Source organism: Nocardiopsis codii, assembly GCF_036327455.1.
Taxonomy (GTDB): Bacteria; Actinomycetota; Actinomycetes; order Streptosporangiales; family Streptosporangiaceae; genus Nocardiopsis; species Nocardiopsis codii.
In genome coordinates, this window is the sequence record NZ_JAUZMY010000016.1 from 114,396 (window position 1) to 132,416 (window position 18,021).

Annotated in this window: 11 protein-coding genes and 1 pseudogene; 9 read left to right on the forward strand and 3 right to left on the reverse strand. The window is 65.0% G+C overall.

Annotation, left to right across the window (positions count from 1 at the left end; all coding sequences use genetic code 11):
- Positions 1-13 precede the first annotated feature (13 nt).
- Both Q8791_RS17220 and Q8791_RS17225 read left to right on the forward strand, forming a co-directional pair.
- Positions 14-3,571, forward strand: coding sequence for a DUF3856 domain-containing protein (locus tag Q8791_RS17220; RefSeq protein WP_330092735.1), 3,558 nt, complete (start codon positions 14-16; stop codon positions 3,569-3,571).
- A gap of 538 nt (positions 3,572-4,109) precedes the next feature.
- Complete coding sequence (locus tag Q8791_RS17225; RefSeq protein ID WP_330092736.1) at positions 4,110-6,236, forward strand: GmrSD restriction endonuclease domain-containing protein; 2,127 nt, start codon at positions 4,110-4,112, stop codon at positions 6,234-6,236.
- Positions 6,237-6,558: 322 nt separating this feature from the next.
- On the opposite strand, the gene Q8791_RS17230 is transcribed toward Q8791_RS17225, so the two are convergent.
- Positions 6,559-6,843, reverse strand: coding sequence for a tyrosine-type recombinase/integrase (locus tag Q8791_RS17230; protein ID WP_407942017.1), 285 nt, complete (start codon positions 6,841-6,843; stop codon positions 6,559-6,561).
- 1,110 nt (positions 6,844-7,953) lie between these two features.
- On the opposite strand from Q8791_RS17230, the gene Q8791_RS17235 reads away from it, so the two are divergent.
- From Q8791_RS17235 to Q8791_RS17265, 7 genes and pseudogenes are all read left to right on the forward strand, one after another.
- Complete coding sequence (locus Q8791_RS17235; protein ID WP_330092737.1) at positions 7,954-12,684, forward strand: DUF6531 domain-containing protein; 4,731 nt, start codon at positions 7,954-7,956, stop codon at positions 12,682-12,684.
- A gap of 17 nt (positions 12,685-12,701) precedes the next feature.
- The gene (locus tag Q8791_RS17240) at positions 12,702-13,064 is read left to right on the forward strand and encodes a hypothetical protein (protein ID WP_330092738.1); all 363 of its coding nucleotides are present in this window, start codon (positions 12,702-12,704) and stop codon (positions 13,062-13,064) included.
- An 18-nt stretch (positions 13,065-13,082) separates the two neighbouring features.
- Positions 13,083-13,319: pseudogene (locus Q8791_RS17245) on the forward strand (IS5/IS1182 family transposase); the annotation flags it as partial.
- Positions 13,320-13,881: 562 nt separating this feature from the next.
- Positions 13,882-14,187: a transposase family protein gene (locus Q8791_RS17250; protein ID WP_330092739.1), complete on the forward strand. Its 306-nt coding sequence runs from the start codon at positions 13,882-13,884 to the stop codon at positions 14,185-14,187.
- The gene (locus tag Q8791_RS17255; protein ID WP_330092740.1) at positions 14,097-14,510 is read left to right on the forward strand and encodes an ISAs1 family transposase; all 414 of its coding nucleotides are present in this window, start codon (positions 14,097-14,099) and stop codon (positions 14,508-14,510) included. The genes Q8791_RS17250 and Q8791_RS17255 overlap by 91 nt, the downstream gene beginning before the upstream one ends.
- A gap of 574 nt (positions 14,511-15,084) precedes the next feature.
- Complete coding sequence (locus Q8791_RS17260) at positions 15,085-15,831, forward strand: hypothetical protein (RefSeq protein ID WP_330092741.1); 747 nt, start codon at positions 15,085-15,087, stop codon at positions 15,829-15,831.
- A 594-nt stretch (positions 15,832-16,425) separates the two neighbouring features.
- Complete coding sequence (locus Q8791_RS17265) at positions 16,426-16,743, forward strand: hypothetical protein (protein WP_330092742.1); 318 nt, start codon at positions 16,426-16,428, stop codon at positions 16,741-16,743.
- An 8-nt stretch (positions 16,744-16,751) separates the two neighbouring features.
- Here the strand turns inward: Q8791_RS17265 and Q8791_RS17270 are convergent, their stop codons facing one another.
- Positions 16,752-17,144 carry a transposase gene (locus Q8791_RS17270; protein WP_330092743.1) on the reverse strand — a complete coding sequence of 131 codons (393 nt, stop codon included), beginning with the start codon at positions 17,142-17,144 and terminating at the stop codon, positions 16,752-16,754.
- Positions 17,145-17,324: 180 nt separating this feature from the next.
- Positions 17,325-17,840 (reverse strand): IS630 family transposase, encoded by a 516-nt coding sequence (locus tag Q8791_RS17275; RefSeq protein ID WP_330092744.1) that lies wholly within the window; start codon positions 17,838-17,840, stop codon positions 17,325-17,327.
- Positions 17,841-18,021: the final 181 nt, after the last annotated feature.

Here is an 18,021-nt window from a genome sequence, read left to right on the forward strand (position 1 = left end):
TCAGGAAGTGCCGATGCCTGTGGCTGCGCGCATTGCCCGCATCATCAGCCCCACTGGAACCGGATCAGGGTGCCTGATCGCGCCCCGCCTGGTGCTGACCTCCGCCCACGTGGTTCCCGAACCCGGTGGTGAGGAGGTGTCGTTCTTCACCGCCATCGACGAGCACGTATACGCGGGCCGGGTGGTGTGGCGGGGCACCCCGCATGGTCGTGACGACGCCGCCCTAGTGGAAGTCACTGACCCGGTCTGGCCCGCTCAGCCGGTCCGGATGCAGTGGGGGCGCCTGGTCACCGACCGGCCAGGAACGCCGTGTTACACCTGGGGATACCCCAATCTGGTCCAACGCGAAGGACGTCACGTTGAGACAGCCCAGCTCTTGGGGACGATCAACCCCGGCACCCGCATGATCGGTGACCGGTACGCCATGGACATCACCAGCCACCCACCCCACTGGGACGAGGAGGGCTCCCCCTGGGGCGGCCTCTCCGGAGCCGCCCTGATGTGCGAGGACCTGCTGGTGGGGGTGGTCGCCACCGATCCCGCCCACCGAGGCCACGCGGCACTGGAGGCCGTGCCCGCTTACGTGCTGCACCACGACCCCACCTTCCGCACCGTCCTCGACGACCACGGCGTGCCCCAGGTATTGGAACCGGTCGAACTCGCCCACCTGGACCACAGGCCCGGTTTCTTGTCGCGCCGGCTCTCACCGGCTTCGCTGCTGGAAGCCCACCGTCAGGTGGTCGCCTTCCACGGTCGCGACGAACTCATTCACACCCTCCTGGACTGGTGCGTTGACGATGAGCCGATCGCAGCGGTTGTGGTACACGGCCCGGGCGGGCAGGGCAAGACCCGGCTGGCCCACGAGTTCACCAAGCGGCTCTCTCAGCCCGACCGCCGGCGGCGGTGGGCGACCGTGTGGGTCACGGGCGAGGCCACGGCCGAGGAGTTGACGCCGGTCAAGGACGTGGCCGTTCCTCTGCTGCTGGTAGTGGACTACGCCGAAAGCCGTACCGCACAGTTGACCCGTCTTCTCAAACTGTGCGACCGCCCCCCGGGAAGTGCGCCCATCCGACTACTACTCTTGACACGTACCGTGAGTGAGTGGTGGGAACAGGTCAACACCGACACCAACCACCTCTTGGCCGATGTCACCCAACGCCTTCCGCTGCCACCGCTGGCCCCCCTCGTGGTCAACCGCCAACACGAGTACCGCACCGCCCTGACTCACTTGGCCCAGGCACTACCCTCTGTTCGCACCTCGGTCGAGGCCGACTGGCACCAGGTCGCAGCCGACCTTCCGGATCCGAATCTGTCCGGGACAGAGTGGGGCACGGTCCTGAGCGTGCACATGCGTGCCCTGGCCGACCTTCTGGACGCCACCCAGCCCTCCACCACCGTCACTCCTGACACCGCGGTGGAGGGCAGGGTGTTGGCCCACGAATATCGGTACTGGAGCCACACCGCCGCCGCCCGAGGGCTGAGCGCACCGGAACTGGAACAGCCACTGCGTAACGTACTGGCCGCAGCGTTCACCCTGACCACAGGCTCTATCGAAGCTGCGGATGCGCTCGTGGGAAACGTCGCCTCCTTAGGAGGCCAGACCACCGCTCTCAAACAGCAGGTTCGCCGCTGGATCATCGACCTGTATCCCCAAGACAAGAAGGGCGAAGGAGTGCTGTGGGGCCGGGTGCAGCCGGACCGGCTCTTGGAGCACTTCCTCGGCCAGCAACTCCTGCGCAACCCCGACCTCTTCGACCCCCTCCTCGACAGCATCAGTGCGGCGGACGCCGAGCGGCTCGTAGCTCTCTACGCACGGGCGGCCGCACATCCCGCCTTCGCCACGGCCCTGGCTGAACACCTCACCGAGTTGTGCGAGCGCCATATCCAGGTGCTGGGGACCACGGTCATCGAAGTCGCCACCCACACGGAAAACCCCGCCCCGCTCGTCCGGGCCTTGGAGCAAGCCACAGTCAGCCCTGAGGCTTCTCTGGATGTCCTGATGGGCCTTCATGACGCGCTCCCGCACTTCAGCCAGAGACTGGCCGCTTGGACTGGCCAGCTGGTCGATCGCGTGGTCGAGATCCTCCGTGCTTTGGCCGAACAACGACCCGATACCTACCGGCCCCGTCTTGCTATTGCCCTGAACAATCAAGCTGTCCGCCTCGGAATTCTGGGGTCGCACGAAGCAGGCTTGGATGCCAGTACTGAGGCCGTCCGTATCCACCATGCATTGGCTAAACAGCGCTCAGGTACGCACCTTCCCGACTTCGCTATGGCTCTGAGCAATCAGGCCATCCACCTGGGTCACTGGGGTCGGTATGAAGAAGCCCTGGAAGCCATTACCCAAGCCACCCACCACTATCGAGCCCTAGCCGAACAACACCCCAGCACCCATCTCCCTGCCCTCGCTATGGCCACAACCAACCAAGCCACCCGTCTACGAGATCTAGGGCGGTACGAAGAGGCATTAAGGGCCATCACCCAGGCCGTCCACCACTACCGAGCTCTAGCCGAACAACACCCCGACAATCACCTACCCGGCCTCGCAGGATCCCTGAACAACCAAGCCATCCAGCTGAGGGATCTGGGACGGCACGAAGAAGCCCTCGATGCCATCACCCAAGCCGTCCACATTCGCCAGAAACTAGCCGAACAACGACCTGACGCCCACCTCACTGACCTCGCCATGGCCCTGAACAACCAAGCCATCCAGCTGAGGGATCTGGGACGGCACGAAGAAGCCCTGGAGCCCATCGCTCAAGCCGTCCACCACTACCGCGCCCTGGCCGAACAACAGCCCAATGCTTACCTCCCCGATCTTGCTGTGGCCCTGAACAACCAAGCTGGCCACCTGGGAGAGCTCAGGCGGCACGAAGAAGCCCTGGTCGCCACTACCCAGGCCTTCCAAATCCACCGGAAACTGGCCGAACAACGACCCGATGCTCACCTCCCCGGCCTCGCCATGGCCCTGAACAACCAAGCCATCCAAATGGGGGACCTAGGACGGCACCAAGAAGCCCTGGAGCCCATCGCCCAAGCCGTCCACCACTATCGCACCCTGGCCGAACAACGACCCGACACCCACATGCCCCACCTCGCCATGGCCCTGAACAACCAAGCCATCCGATTGGGGGACCTGGGGCGGCACGAAGAAGCCTTGGAAACCATCACCCAGGCCGTTCACATCCGCCGGAAACTGGCCGAACAACGACCCGATGCTCACCTCCCCGGCCTCGCGGGATCCCTGAACAACCAAGCCATCCGTCTGCGAGACCTGGGACGGCACGAAGAGGCCCTGAAGCCCATCGCCCAAGCCGTCCACCACTATCGCACCCTGGCCGAACAGCACCCCGACGCCTACTCCCCTGGCCTCGCAGGGTCCCTGAACAACCAAGCCATCCATTTGGGAAAGTTAGGGCGAATCGAAGAAGCTCTTAAGGTCATCAAGGAAGCCATCAAGATCAGGAGTGCTCTCGCGAAAGCTAGGCCCGCTGTCCATCAAGACGAGTGGGAGCAATCGCGTCGGGTGCTGGAGTGGGTCAAAAGGTTGGGCAACCCCGAAGGAGACTGACTCGGGGAAGGACATGCCGAGTCACCAGCGAACTGGAATCCGCACCTTCAAGGCGAAGAAATCCTGCGCTCGTGCTCCGCTGCCTGAGGAGGTGCTCCAAGGTTTCCGGACAGGAAGCCAGCTCAACGGCCGCACGAGGTGCCATCGGACACCGCCCACCGCCCGTTTGTGCTCCACAGTTCCGTACTGACACGACATCGCGCGGTGCTTCTAACCGATGGCCGCAGGTTCGAATCCTGCCCGGTGCGCTACGGAACACCAGGCCAACCGGGGATATACAGCCTCACCACAGAGGAGCTGTCACGCTGATGGGTCCAAGCTGGGGCCAAACCCCGGCGTAGACGCCGCGCCTGTGCAGACCGACAGGCCTTCCCGGAATCGCGCAGCACCAGCCACGCGGTCTTTTCGGCCGCTTCCCTGGCTACACTCCCCAGGCGTGCTCCGCCCTCCAGACATGAGCCAACACACCACCCCACGCTTCGATGCACCCTGGGCACGTCGGCCCGAATTGTCCGGCGGGTACGGAATGATGGGAGATGTGGAGACCTTCAAGCGGACGCCGCTGCAACTGTTCAACTTGCCGCAGCATTTCGTGATCCCGCTGTTCCAGCGCCCCTACGTCTGGAAGGAGGACGAGCAGTGGGAGCCGCTCTGGAAGGACATCCGGCGCATCGCCGAACTCCGGATCGACGAGCCCCATCTGAACGCCGCTCACTTCCTCGGCGCGGTGGTCATCCAGTCGCATGAAGCTCAGAGCAAGCGGCTCACGACGTGGAACGTGATCGACGGCCAACAGCGGCTGACGACCTTGCAGATCTTCGCGGACGCCACGTGCGCGCTCCTGGCGCAGTCGGGCAACGAGCGGCTCGCCGGCCAGCTCGGACGTCTCACCCACAACGACGATGTCTACGTCGATGATGGCGACATCCGGCTGAAGGTGCGCCATCTCAACAAGGACCGGGCAGCGTTCGACGAAGTGATGTCAGCTGAGCCGCCGGTCGACCACACCGCTCTGACCCACTCCGACTCCCAGATCGTCGCCGCGCACGCCTACTTCTCCACGGTCGTCGAACAGTGGCTCGGCCCGCCCGAGTCGGACGAGTACACCGTCAACGCCAAGAATCTCACCGACGTTCTGCTGGACGGCCTTCAGCTGGTCTCCATCGAGTTGGAGGCCTCGGAGAACTCCCAGGAGATCTTCGAGACGCTCAACGCTCGCGGTACCCCGCTCACCGCGGCCGACCTCGTGCGCAACTTCGTGTTCCAGCGGCTTGAAGCCGAAGGCGCAGACACCGAGAAGGCCTACCGGGAGGACTGGCCGTTCGAGACCAGGTTCTGGATGAAGGAGGTCAGCGTCGGGCGCAACTTCATCAGCCGCAGCTCGCTGTTCCTCAACCAGTGGCTCGTGTCGCGTACCGGCGAGGAGATCAGCCCGCAGTCGACGTTCAGCCGGTTCAAGTCCTACGTGGAGCTCAAGTCCGGTCATAAGATGACCGGCCTGCTGCCTGTGATCAAGCAACAGGCGCAGCAATACGAGGCCTGGACCGAAGCCGCTACCCGTCCCGGAGGAAGCCTCGACTCCGCCGAGATGGCGGTGTACCGGATGCAGGCCGGCGGTGTCGAGGTGCTCAAGCCACTGCTCATCTGGCTGCACGAGCCGGGCCGCGACCTTCCGCGGGAGTCTGTCGATCAGATCATCCGGGTGGCCGAGAGCTGGGTCGTCCGTCGCCAGCTTCTTCGCCTGTCCGGCAGCGATCTGGGGCGCATCGTCGCCGACCTCATCGCGGTCATCTCCGCTGTGCCCGCCGGTGAACTCGTGGAGCGCGTTATCGGGCACCTTGCTCGGCTGAACGTCACGAGCACCTATTGGCCGGGCGATGAGGAAGTTCGCAGGACGCTCGCCACGGAATCGGCCTACTCGCGGTTCCCGCGGGGGCGACTGCGTATGGTCCTCGAAGCGGTGGAGGACCTCTACCGGGCGGAGACGGGCCAGCCGCAGATCGAGCGGAAGGGTTATCCGATCGAGCACCTGCTTCCGCGGAAGTGGCACGACACCTGGCCCGTATCGGCGCCGGAGGACATTGAGGAGCGGCAGCTGCGCGTCCACCGTCTGGGCAACCTGACGCTTCTGACGACGTCGCTCAACGCGAAGGTGTCCAACGGACCGTGGTCGGCGAAGCGGTCGGCGCTGATGGACCACAACACGATCACGCTCACGGGTCGGGTGATCAAGCGGACCGAGCACCATGCTTGGGATGAGGAGCTGATCGACGAGCGGACGGCGGAGCTGATCGATCGGATCCTTCAGGTGTGGCCGGTTCCGGGGGGCCATCACGGCAAGGTGGTCGACCCGCAGACGAAGGCCGGTGACTGGGTCGAATTGAAGCACCTCATCGAGGCAGGACTTCTCGCTCCTGGTGACAAGTTGGTGGCAACGCACCGGGACTTCAAGGGCAGGGAAGCCACTCTGACCGCCGATGGTGCCATTGAACTGGCCGGTAAGCGCTACACGACGCCCTCGGCTGCCGGATACGCATTGCGTAAGAAGGCCACGAACGGGTGGTACTTCTGGTCCGTGGCGGACGGACGCCGGTTGAGAGAGGTTCGCACAGAGTTCCAGAACTCCATGCCGGAAGACGAAGAGTTGAAGCCCGGGGGTGCGTAGCGACATACGAACGTTCCTTCGAGGTGCCCCGAGGTATCCGGGCACAGGTCTGGTCTCAACGGCCACGCAGCGAGGGCCTCGTGAGGTGCCATCGGACGCCGCCAGGGGCCGGTGTGTGCTCCGTTTGTGCTCCGCAGTTCCGGACTGACACGACACCGGGCGGCACCTCTTGACACGAAACGATGGTAGTGATCGGATAGAAAGGGACAAAACGGCACCCTGTGGCACGTAGAGACACGAAAGCACCTTCTAATCCGATGGCCGCAGGTTCGAATCCTGCCGGGTGCACCACAAAACCCCAGTTCATACGGGGTGCACTGCTTCATCTCCGAGGAGCCGTCGCACTGATGGGGCCAGGGTGGGACCGAGATGGGACCGGCCTCGCTTTCACCCTCCGTGCCCGCCCCCGCTGATGCGTTCTGCCGGAGTCGCGCAGCACCAGCCACGCAGTCCGCTCGGCCGCCTCTCGCGCGACCTGCGGGAACACGCTGGAATAGGTGTCCGCCGTCAGCACGATGCTCGCGTGCCCCAGCATCGCCTGCACCACCTTCAGTTCCACCCCCGCCGCCAACGCCAACGTCGCCGCCCCATGGCGCAGATCATGCATTCGACTGGAGCTAACGGGCGATGCGCACCGCACCCCCGGCCAGGTCGGCGTCTTCCCACCGCTTCGGCCTGCTGAACCAAGTCGCGAGCAGGCGCGCGTCGCAATGCTTGGACTTACACCATCGGCGATGAAAATGGCAAGCCCGTTCCTGTGTCATTCAGGCCCGAAACACGCAAACATAATCACCCGAGAACCAGCAAGACATGTCCACATCCGGCCATCAATGGCTGTTTGAAGACTCTTGATCCGAGTCTGGCCAGGTGCCAGAAATCTTCGTGCACCTACTTTCAGCTCCGCTTCAGAAAGTGATTCCAATCACTCTTTACCGTTCATCCGATTTTGGGTACTTTGTTCCAGGCCTCAGAGGAGACTCTTCCACTTGCCCTTGAGGGCAAGACAGCGACGGCGAAGACTGCCTCATGGCTGACACTTGTTCGCGGTCGGGGGCAACCCCGGTAGGGGTTGCTGATGCTTCGTACTCTTTGGCGTGCGCGGATTCTGGTCGTCTTGGTCGCTTTGATGATGCTGGCATCAGATATGCGATCTCAAGACCTCAATTCCGGTCCCCTGGAGACGGTGTCAGAGTCTGGACCGGAGCCGACTCCACCTCAGAACGCCATGTCTTCTACTGATCGACAGGAACAGTTAGAAGATGCCACGGGAGAAGAGCAAGCGGATGCACCAGAACCTCCCCTGGAAGCATCCCCTCTACCCGATACGGATTCCCCCAGCCCAGCGGTAAATGAAAATCCGGCAATGCCAACCTCGTGGGGAATCAGGGGAAACATCCCGTGGGCTGAGAAAAGACACGGATTGATAAATGCCCCCGCGCGAGCATCGATCAACGTGGACACACTCATCGGACACACGGGTTATGGAACAACTCCCGATGACCCAGAAGACTGGCGAGATGTGTCAGTCGCATGGCGAGTGTCGCCTTGCTACCGCACATGGGAGGGGATTTATCACGATTTCGAACAGGTAGTCAGCGCCCCATACGTTGCAGACGTAGATGCCACCCCCCCTTCCGTCAGCGCAACTCTCCCGATTCCAGAAGAGGTCGACTGCGGAAGCGCCAGAGACACGGTGATTATCCATTCAGTTTTGCAAATGGTGGACGATGGCTCTGGAGAAGTCCACCCGGACCCATTTTTTTTGGGCAGCCTCACTGTAAATATTTCGCCACAGTTGGATGCTGCTTCTCTTTGTTCTCCGGCGTGCTCCGGTACCGGTGGTCTGACACAGCCGACCAACGCGCGAGGCGCAGGTGTCAATACCGCCACCGGCGGTTACACCAGCTCTTTCCAGGACGTTTCACTCGCGTCCGCGCACACTCCATTCGCGGTGGATCGCGCCTATAGTTCGGGCAACCCAGGAGGCGCGCTCGGAGCGGGGTGGAGCCTGCCGTGGGAGACCTCCCTGTCGATGGATTCCGACGGAGCGGTTGTTCTGCGGGAGGAATCCGGCTCCCAACTGACCTTCACCCCTGGTAACAGCGATACCTACACCGCGCCGACCGGTGCCAGGTCCGTGCTGCGCAGTACCGCCCAGGGGTGGGAGCTCACCACCCCTGACCGGCGCACCCTGTCCTACGACTCCCAGGGGCGCCTGTCCTCGGTCAGCAACCGAGGCCAGCGACAGCTCGCCATCACCTACGACGCAAACCTGCCCTCGCTGGTCACCGACTCCTCCGGGCGGGACTACGAGCTCGACTACGCCGGTGACCGCCTCACCCGGGTGACCCTCCCAGATGGCCGGTACGTCCAGTACGGCTACACCGGCGGCCAGCTCACCAGCGTGCGCGGGTTGGACGGCGCCACCACCCGCTACGGCTACGACCCCGACGGACTCCTGGACCAGATCACCGGCCCCGACGGCCATGAGCTGCTGGGACTGGTCTACGACTCGCAGGGGCGGGTGAGCGAGCAGACCGACGCCTCCGGTGCGGTGACCGGGTTCGACTACTCCACCAGCCACGGTTTCGACACCACGAACGTCACCACCCCCTCCGGGGGCATCTGGACCGACATCTACGGCGGCAACGTCCTGTTCGCGCAGCTCGACCCGTTCGGCAACGCCACCGACTACACCTACGACGCCAACCTCAACCGCACCGCGGTTCGTGACCCGCTCGGCCGCACCACCACCTACACCTACAACACCACGGGACGTTTGACCCGCGCCTCGACCGGGGCGTCCAGCACCGCGTGGACCTACAACGCGGACGGTGACATCGCCACCGCCACCGACGGCGCCTCACGAGCGGTCTCCTATGAGTACACCGCCGAGGGCCAACTCGAGGCCGCGGTGGACGACCTGGGCAACCGCACCACGTTCACCTACACCGATGGCGGTCTGCTGGAGAGCACCACCACACCGCGCGGGAACACCACCAGCTTCGAATACGACGCCGATGGCAACCAGAGCGCTGTGGTCAGCCCCTCAGGGGCGCGCGAGGAACGCACCTACGACGCCGCGGGGCGCGTGCTGACCGTCACCGACCCGCGCGCCCAGGACAGCGAGGATCCGCAGCGGTACACCGCCAGCTTCACCTACGACGACGCCGACCGGATCACCTCCCTCACCCTGCCGGGCAGCGGTGGCACCGAGCGCTACACCTACGACGCCTACGGCCAGGTGGAGACCTTCACCGACGCGGCCGAGCGCACCACCTCCTACACCTACGACATCCCCGGACGTGTAGAAGAGGTGACCGCACCGGGCGGGGCCACCACCGCCTACGCCTATGACGGTGCCGGGAACCTGGCCTCGGTCACCGCCCCAGACGGCGGCACGACCTGGCACACCTACGACGAAGCAGACCGCCCCCTCACCACGGTGACCGCGCGCGGCAACATCCAGGGCACCGACCCCGAGGACTTCACCTGGGCTTTCGGTTACGACGAGGCCGGGCAGAACACGACCGTCACCGACCCGCTGGACCAGACCACGGCCTATGCCTACGACGCGGACGGCCACGTCGTGCAGACCACCGACGCCCGTGGCATCGTCCGCAGGACCACCTACGACCAGGGCGGCCTGGTCCGAACCGTGGTGGATGGCAACAACCGGGTCGAGAACCGCTACTACGACGACGCCGGGCAGCTGATCCGCGTCAACGACCGGCTCAACAAGAACACCACCTACGCCTACGACGCCGACGGCAACCTCCTCGAGCAGCGCACCCCCACCGGAGCGGCCACCACCTACACCTACGATGCCGACGGTCTGCCCGCCAGCGCGGTCGACCCGCGCGGCAACGTCGAGGGCGCCGACCCCGCCGATTTCACCTGGGCCTACAGCTACGACGAGGCCGGCCAGCTCACCGGCGTCACCGACCCGCTGGGGCAGACCCAGTCCAGCGTCTATGACGAGCGCGGGCTGCTCACCCAGGCGACCGACGCCCTGGGTCAGAGCACCGCCTACGCCTACGACGTGCTGGGGCGTCTGGAGCAGGTGAGGGCTCCGGACGGCGGCGCCACCGACTACACCTACGACGCGGCCGGCAATGTCGCTTCGCGCGCTGACGCCAACGCCCACACCACCCGCTATGGCTACGACCCCGTGGGGCGGCTCACCTCGGTGACCGATCCTCTCGAGCGCGTGCGCGAACTCGCCTACGACCTCGAGGGCAACCTCGTCGCAGAGGGCAACGCCCGCGGCCACACCACCACCTACCAGGTGGACGCCCTGGGCCGCACCACAGAGGCCGCCTACTCCGACGGCACCCCCACCGTCTCCCTGGCCTACAACGCCACCAGCCAACCCATCCAGGTCACCGATGGCACCGGCACCCGCACCTTCACCAACCTCGACGGCGAAGGCCGCCCCCGCACCATCACCCTGCCCGGTGCCCAGGGGAGCATGGCCTACGTCTACGACGCGGCCGGCAACATCACGTCCCTGCGCACCCCCAACAACCAGACCACCACCTACACCTACAACGACGACGGCCTCCGGTCCTCCCAGAACATCGCACTCCGCCACACCACACGCTATGGCTACGACCCGGCGGGCAACCTCACCACCGTCACCAGCCCCACCGGCAACGGACACACCGAGACCCGCACCTTCGACCCGACCGGACGCCTGGACAGCGCCACCACCACACGAGGCACCGGTGTGCTGTCCTCGTGGGAAGTGGACCGCGACCCCAACGGCCAACCCCTGCGCGTGGACGCGACCCGGGCCGGCCAGGAGAGCAGCCAGCTCTTCGCCTACGACGCCAACGGCCGCCTGGCGCGAGAGTGCACCACAACCCCCGAGGCTGAGACCTGCCCAGAAGAGGGCGAGGCCACCAGCGTCTACACCTACGACCAGGTCGGCAACCGCCTCACCGAACAGACCGGGCCTGAGAGCACCACCTACGCCTACGACGCCGCCGACCAGATCACCACCGCCACCACCGGCCAGACCAGCACGACCTATGAACACGACGCCGACGGCAACCTCACCTTCGACGGCGCCACCTCCTACACCTACGACGCCCCCGGGCGCCTGACCAGTGCCGAGACCAGTGAGGGCACCTACGACTACTCCTACGACGCCGACGGCAACCGCACAACGGCGAGCTTGGACGGCCAACTCCAACGCACCGGCATCTGGGACATCCTGCACCCCCTGCCCCAGCTGATCAGCGAGCACAACGGCGCCGGGGCCCTGGCCGCGACCTACACCTACAACCCCCACGGCCAGGTCCAGACCCAAAACCACACCGCGGCCGGGTTCCAGCAGTACCACCGGGACTGGCACGGCTCCGTCGCCGACACCACCAACGCCACCGGCACCCCCCAGCACCAGTACGCCTACACCGGCTTCGGCAGCGCCTCCCACACCGCTGCAGCCGAGGGCGCGCCGGCCAACCCCTTCACGTACATCGGGCAGTACGACGAACCGGGCGCGGGCCTGTACCTGCACGACCGCGACTACCGCCCCGATCTGGGGCGCTTCACCAGCGCCGACCCCGCCCCCCGCTCGGCCGCCGATGCCTATACCAGCGCCTACGCCTACGCCGAGAACCTGCCCACCACCCTCAGCGACCCCTCGGGGCGCTGTCCGATCTGCATCAGCATGGGCATCGGCGCCGTCCTGGGCGGGGTCATCGAGGGCGGCATCTACGCCTACACCACCGAGGACACCACCTGGGGCGGCCTGGCCCAGGCCGCGGGACGAGGCGCGCTGATCGGAGCGGTGGGCGGGGCGATCATGCCCGGCGCGGGCAACCTCGCGGCCCGCTCTCTGAGCCTGACCGGTCTCCGCTCGGTCGTGGTGTCCGCGGGAGTCAACGCCGCGGTGGGCGCAGGGTTCACCTGGGCCTCCAACACCATCCAGTGCCGCCCCACCGGACCAGCAGACCTGCTCTTGGGAGCATTGGGGGGTGGGGTTGGAAGCCTGCTTTGGAGCCGCTTTGGGCAACTCCGCGGTGCTCCGAGCACCGCCCTCCGTGAAGCAGACCTGCAAGGTATCGGCCCCGGAGGAGCATCCAGCGCAGCCAACGGCGCCCGCCTGCGTGAAGCGCTGCGCCACGAGGCAGGTCCTGTCGGTTCGATCCAGAACGTGGATGATATTCTGCGCAATCCTGAAATAATCAGAGGTGCTGATGTGGACCGGGTTAGGTCCGCGATGGGATCGAACCCAAGCTGGGGCCATGGAGCCTTGGGGCGCGGGCGGAATGAAGGGCGAGGCTGGACTTACCGCGAGTACCGTCCTAATGGGGCCCAGTCGGGTACGATGATCCGTTGGCATCCCGGGAGTGCGCATCATGGAAATGTTCCTTACTGGAGGGTGACCTACTTGGACAGCAGGCCGGACTGGACCGATCTTCCCCCGGATTTTCAGTGATCGATAAAACACCGAACATGAAGAGCCTCATGTTCTCGATCGAACTGGCGTCCTGGAGCGGGGAACGCCAACTCGAATGGATCAGACGCACAGGCTTCGCTGAGGACGAGATCGTGCTCCAGTTGGAAGATTTCTACATTGCAGTGAAAAGCCGTGTCACACATGACGAGAAGGAAGAATTCCCCGAGTTCCTCGAAAAGGGCATCGAGGAAATTCTTGATCTCTTCACGAGACTGATCGACGCCGACCCGGATTTGTGGAGCCCTGAGTCCATGACCTCGGCGAAACAGTGGGAAGTGGTAAGAGAGAGAGCCTTCCGCCTTCTGGGAGAAATACGAAGCTCTTCATGGTCGTCTTTTTTGGATGAGCAACCCTTCTAATCCGACTCCCGCGACCGGCGCTGCTGGCTGCGCGAACGTCAGATCGGGGTGCGCATCGCCCGGCTCGGTATCGAGTCCTCCCAACGGCTGGGAAGGCACTGGTACAAGGGCGAGCGCTCCATCGCCTGGCTGGGCTCCTACCGCAGACTGAACGTGCGCGGGGAACGCAAGGCCTCCACGTTCCTCGCCATGCTCGGCATCGCCTGCATCTTCATCTGCTACAAACACCTCGCCAAGCACGCCGATGGCTTTTGAGATGAGCTCTAAGGGATTCATGTTTTTCACTGCTCACTAAGTAGGGCTCATCCCCCAGCCAGGGGAGCAGCACGCCGAGATCAGCCCAAGGCACCGATATCGCCGAACGGTGCCACCCGCCTCGAGAAAATCGATCAAGATCTTTCAGCGAAAAACACTCTTAGCAATCATTTGCCTTCTTTCATCACCACATGCAGGAGCAACCAGGAGCCCTGACCTGCGCAAAGTTTTCATAATGCACCGGAGAATAATATACATCACCTGCGGCACCATGGACCAAGCGACCGTCCGGACGACGCCCTCCAGTAGGAGTTGGGAAAACATCAGTTTCCACGTAATAACGATCTTGTCGACTCGGAAACCCTCCTCCGGCATAAATTCCATTCCCCTTTTTACTCCCACCCTGACGCACACCAGAAGCAGGGCTGTTTCAAAGTCGGGATCGTGACCCATCAGCGCTGATCACAGCCTCATAGCGATCCGGTCGAAGACCCCACCAACAAGCAACGGAGCCCGCTAGAAGATCAGGGACTCTCACATCTCTGACTTCCAAGGGACTCCGTTGCGCCCCCAGTTTGCCATGCCCGTCACCGCCCCCGTCGACCTTCTCAGCAAGCTCGCCGCACTGGCCGATCCCCGCTCGCCGCGGGGCCGCCGCCACAGCCTGGCCAGCGCCCTGCTGTGCGCCCTGTGCGCGATGCTCGCCGGAGCCCGCCACCTTCGGGCGATCGGCCAGTGGGCCGACGCCGCACCCCAGCACACCCTCATCCGGTTGGGATGCCGGATCACCTGCGTGGCTCTGGGCGCACGCACCGCACCATCCGCCGGGTCCTGCTCGCCCTGGCTCCCGAGACCCTGGCCACCCTGACCAGGCCCGACACACTTCAGGTGGTGGCGGTGGACGGCAAGACCCTGCGCGGATCGGCCACCCCCACCGAGGCGGCGGTGCACCTGCTCGCCGCCCTGCCCCCCGACCGGCGCCTGGCCGCGCAGGTGCGGGTGCCGGCGGGCACCAGCGAGATCGACGCCCTCACCCTTTTGCTGGAAGGCGTGGACCTGGCCGGTGTCGTAGTCACCGCCGACGCCCTGCACACCCAGACCGACACCGCCACACACCTGGTCGAGGAGTTGCACGCCGACTACGTGCTGACCGTCAAACGCAACCAGAAGACGTTGTTCGCCCAGCTCTAAGCGGCCCGGACTACCCACAGCAAGGCTATGGACCGGCTCCGTCAGGAGTTCGAGGCCTACAACTGAACTCCCGCCTCGGTGCTGGCTTCGGGCCGTTAGCCTGCCGGACATGCGCCCAGTTGAGCTCTCGAGCGGCAGGCTCACCTTTCAGGAACTGCGCCCCACCGACACCGACGACCTACTCCGGGTCTATGGAGCCCCGGAGTCCGTTCGGCACCCGTCCTTGCGAGCGGACCTGTGAGGGCAGGGGCTCGGCAGTGAATTCGCCGAACTCCGAATCCGCCTCGGTTTGGACGATCTGGGGCTCATGAGGATATTGGGCGCGCCCTCCGGAGAATCAGTCCTTTGGAAGCGTTATGCGCAGGGTCGAGATGGTGGAGGAGGGACGGATTAGGCGGTACCTGTGGACGTGGGGCGCCTGGCGCGACTCCATCGTCCACTCGATTCTGGACGACGAGCGGACACCGAAATCGTTGACACACAAGTTCGACCTGTGCGGAGACTGTGCTCGGGCTGTCGGAACCGCCGTGTAGCTTCTCCGCACAGTCGCCCCCACCGTCTGAAAGGCTCGGCCATGGAGTTTCACGCCCCAGGACGACCAGAGGACCTGCCTCCCTTCGGTGTCCTCTGGGCCCGCGCCGCTGCACTGGCCGCTCTGGAGGCAGGCGGCAGCGAGAACCAGCACGTCTACGCCGACGCGGTCGTGCACCACGATGACGGGGGCGGCAACGAGTGGCAGCTCGCGCGGATCGAGGGCGGGCGCGGGGTCCTCGTCGGCGTGGACCACGAGTGCGGGTATCACATGGACATCGAGGGCTACGACCCCTATGCCGGCCCCGACTGGCTGCCCTGGACCTGGTTCACCGCACTGGAGAACAACCGCGAGCAGGGGTTCGCCTACTGGTGGGGCGGCTCCTCCTGGGACCGCATCGACTACCCGGACCTCATCGACAATGACGGCCTGGACCTGCTGCTGACCCACCTGTCCACCGCGGTGGAAGCAACTGAGAAGGTTCTGGAGTTTCTGGACCTGTGGCCTTCCACGGACGAGTGGGAGGAAGGGTCCCACCTCGTGCATCGCGTACTGCAACTGGCCGAGCAGGGCACCAGCATCGAAGAGGGGTGGCGCCAGGCTCTGGACGCGGTCCTGGTCTTCGCCGCCCGTAAGGACTCGCGCTACCTGGGCCGCCAGCAGGACGAGTTCGACATATCCGCAGCCCTGGCGGTGGCACGAGCGACCGGCCTGGTCAAGGGGTTCGATGCAGGGGTCAAGCCCGCCGGGCACGGCCGGCCCCAGGGCTGGGTTCCACGCCTGGGATAAACCCCGCACAGGGCGTTCCAACACACGCTCCGAGGAAACGAGCCGTCTCCACGCACCTCTCAAGGTGCCATCGGACGCCACTAACGGCCGGTGTGTGCTCCGTTTATGCTCCGCAGTTTCGCACTGGGACGGCATCGGGCGGCACCCCTTGACACGAAACGACAGCAGTGTTCGGATGGATTGGGACGAAACGTCACCCCCTGGCACGTACGGGCACGAAAGCATCGGACTTCTAATCCGATGGCCGCAGGTTCGAATCCTGCCGGGTGCACCACAAAACCCCAGGTCATACGGGGTTCTCGAGGACCTCGCAAGAGGTCCTCTTCGTTGTTCGGGGCCTGACGTGCTCCATGCGTGCTCCCCGGTTCAAGGGACAGTACAGGTGGGCGACCACCTCGCGGAGCACTTTGGCGTTCCGTGACCGTGGGGCGCTGGTGGGCGACCCCGTGCCCGCCCACCAGCGCCCCACAGCCGCCCCGACACCGCCCCGTGGGGCGCTGGACCCCGGGCACGTACTATCGCCCCACCGGCCGGATACGGACGATCCAGCCGAAATCCCTTACGCCACATAGGTTCCCGCGCCACAATCGGTCCATGACCAAGACGAGGTGGATCTGGGCAACAGCGGCAACCATCACAATCCTGGCCGCGTTAGGAGCCGGGCTGTGGTTCGGCGGTGGCCCCACCACACGAGAAGGGTGGGAAGCCGCGTCCTGGGCAGCGGGCGTCACCGCCGCACTGGCGCTGATCGTCACCGCCCTTGTCTGGACTACCACTTCTCCCTCCCCCGCCCCAGCCTCACCTCCAAGTTCAAATGATCGAAGCGACACCGTCAATACGGTGAACGGCAACGTCTCCGGCGGCACCGTCATCCACGGCCGCGAGGTGCGCGTGGACAACTCCTCTTACTGACTTTTTCGTTAGTTGTGTGGGGTTGGAGGATGGACCTCCAGCCCGGTATGAGCAAGGAAGGACCAGGGGAGACGATCGTCTTCGCAGACCCGGTTGATGCCTCGTTCGGCTGCGTCGGCGACGTCTGCCAGATGATCACCGGCCACGTTGGCCAACTCCCGGGTCTTGATGGACGACCACAGCATCTCCACGGGATTGAACTCGGGGGCGTAGGCAGGCAGCCGCTCCAGCGTGAGCCAATCCTGACCCTCCACCCAGGCGCGCATGGCCCGGCTCCAGTGCGCGCTCAGCCCATCCCAGACCAACACCACGTTTTCGCCTTCGTAGAAGGCTTTGAGCTGCTCGAGCACCCCGATGAGGGCCTCGGTGTCATAGCTGCCCGGACGCAGGTCGAAGCACAACCGGGCCCCACATCCAGGGTCGGCGGCGTGGTAGCCCCAGCGCGGCGGCCATCCCTGCTCGCTTCCAGTTCAACCGGTGAACCAAGGTGGGGGTGCAGCCGCGGGGCGCGTAGGTGCGGCGCACCTGAGGTAGCAGCGAGACGCCCGATTCGTCGAGAAAGACGATCCATGCCCGGTTTCTCAAGGCCCCCTTTTGATGCGCGGCCACTCGTGCGCCACCCACCGGGCGATCTCGGCCTCATCGCGCTCCACAGCCTTGCACTGAGGCCGCTGCAAGCTCCATCCCAACCGCACGGTGAGCAGCCGCCACACCGAGGCCCGCGACAAACGCACACCACTCGTGCGCTCGACCACCAGACCCACGCGCTCCAACGTCCACAGATCGGAGGCGAACCCGTGCGCCACCGCGCCCTCCTCCAAGGCCACACGGATCTGTTCCACCTGCTCATCGGTGAGCTTGCGGGGGCGCCCGGTGGGCGGGCGGCGGCGCAGCGCCGCGGTTCCGCCCTGTTCCATCCGACGTTGCCATCGCCGCACGCTCTCGGGTGTGACCCCGAGCAGGCGGGCGATCTGGGCCTGGGAGTGGCCTTGGTCCAGGAGTTCGACCGCGCGCATGCGTCGGGCTTCGGCCACCTGGGGGCGGGTCAGCGGCGGGACGGCTTCTGCGGGGGTGTCGGGTTCAGCTCGGAGGGGCATGCCGTCATGCTCACACGACCGAGCTTTTCCTGCCCACACAACTAACGAAAAACCCAGTAGGGAGGTGTACGGAACCCGAATGTCCAGAAGTGGCCATGGAAACGCATAACCGCAGTTGGCACTGGGTCCCAGCGGGAACCATGTGGGCGCGTGCGCTTTGATCTGATTGCTGGAAATGTCC

Bases quoted from the DNA above. Each gene is read 5' to 3' on its own strand.
- Q8791_RS17220 (WP_330092735.1), top strand. From the start codon at position 14: ATGCCTGTGGCTGCGCGCATTGCCCGCATCATCAGCCCCACTGGAACC.
- Q8791_RS17230 (WP_407942017.1), bottom strand. From the start codon at position 6,843: ATGCATGATCTGCGCCATGGGGCGGCGACGTTGGCGTTGGCGGCGGGG.
- Q8791_RS17235 (WP_330092737.1), top strand. From the start codon at position 7,954: ATGGTGGACGATGGCTCTGGAGAAGTCCACCCGGACCCATTTTTTTTG.
- Q8791_RS17240 (WP_330092738.1), top strand. From the start codon at position 12,702: ATGAAGAGCCTCATGTTCTCGATCGAACTGGCGTCCTGGAGCGGGGAA.
- Q8791_RS17255 (WP_330092740.1), top strand. From the start codon at position 14,097: ATGCCGGATCACCTGCGTGGCTCTGGGCGCACGCACCGCACCATCCGC.
- Q8791_RS17260 (WP_330092741.1), top strand. From the start codon at position 15,085: ATGGAGTTTCACGCCCCAGGACGACCAGAGGACCTGCCTCCCTTCGGT.
- Q8791_RS17265 (WP_330092742.1), top strand. From the start codon at position 16,426: ATGACCAAGACGAGGTGGATCTGGGCAACAGCGGCAACCATCACAATC.
- Q8791_RS17275 (WP_330092744.1), bottom strand. From the start codon at position 17,840: ATGCCCCTCCGAGCTGAACCCGACACCCCCGCAGAAGCCGTCCCGCCG.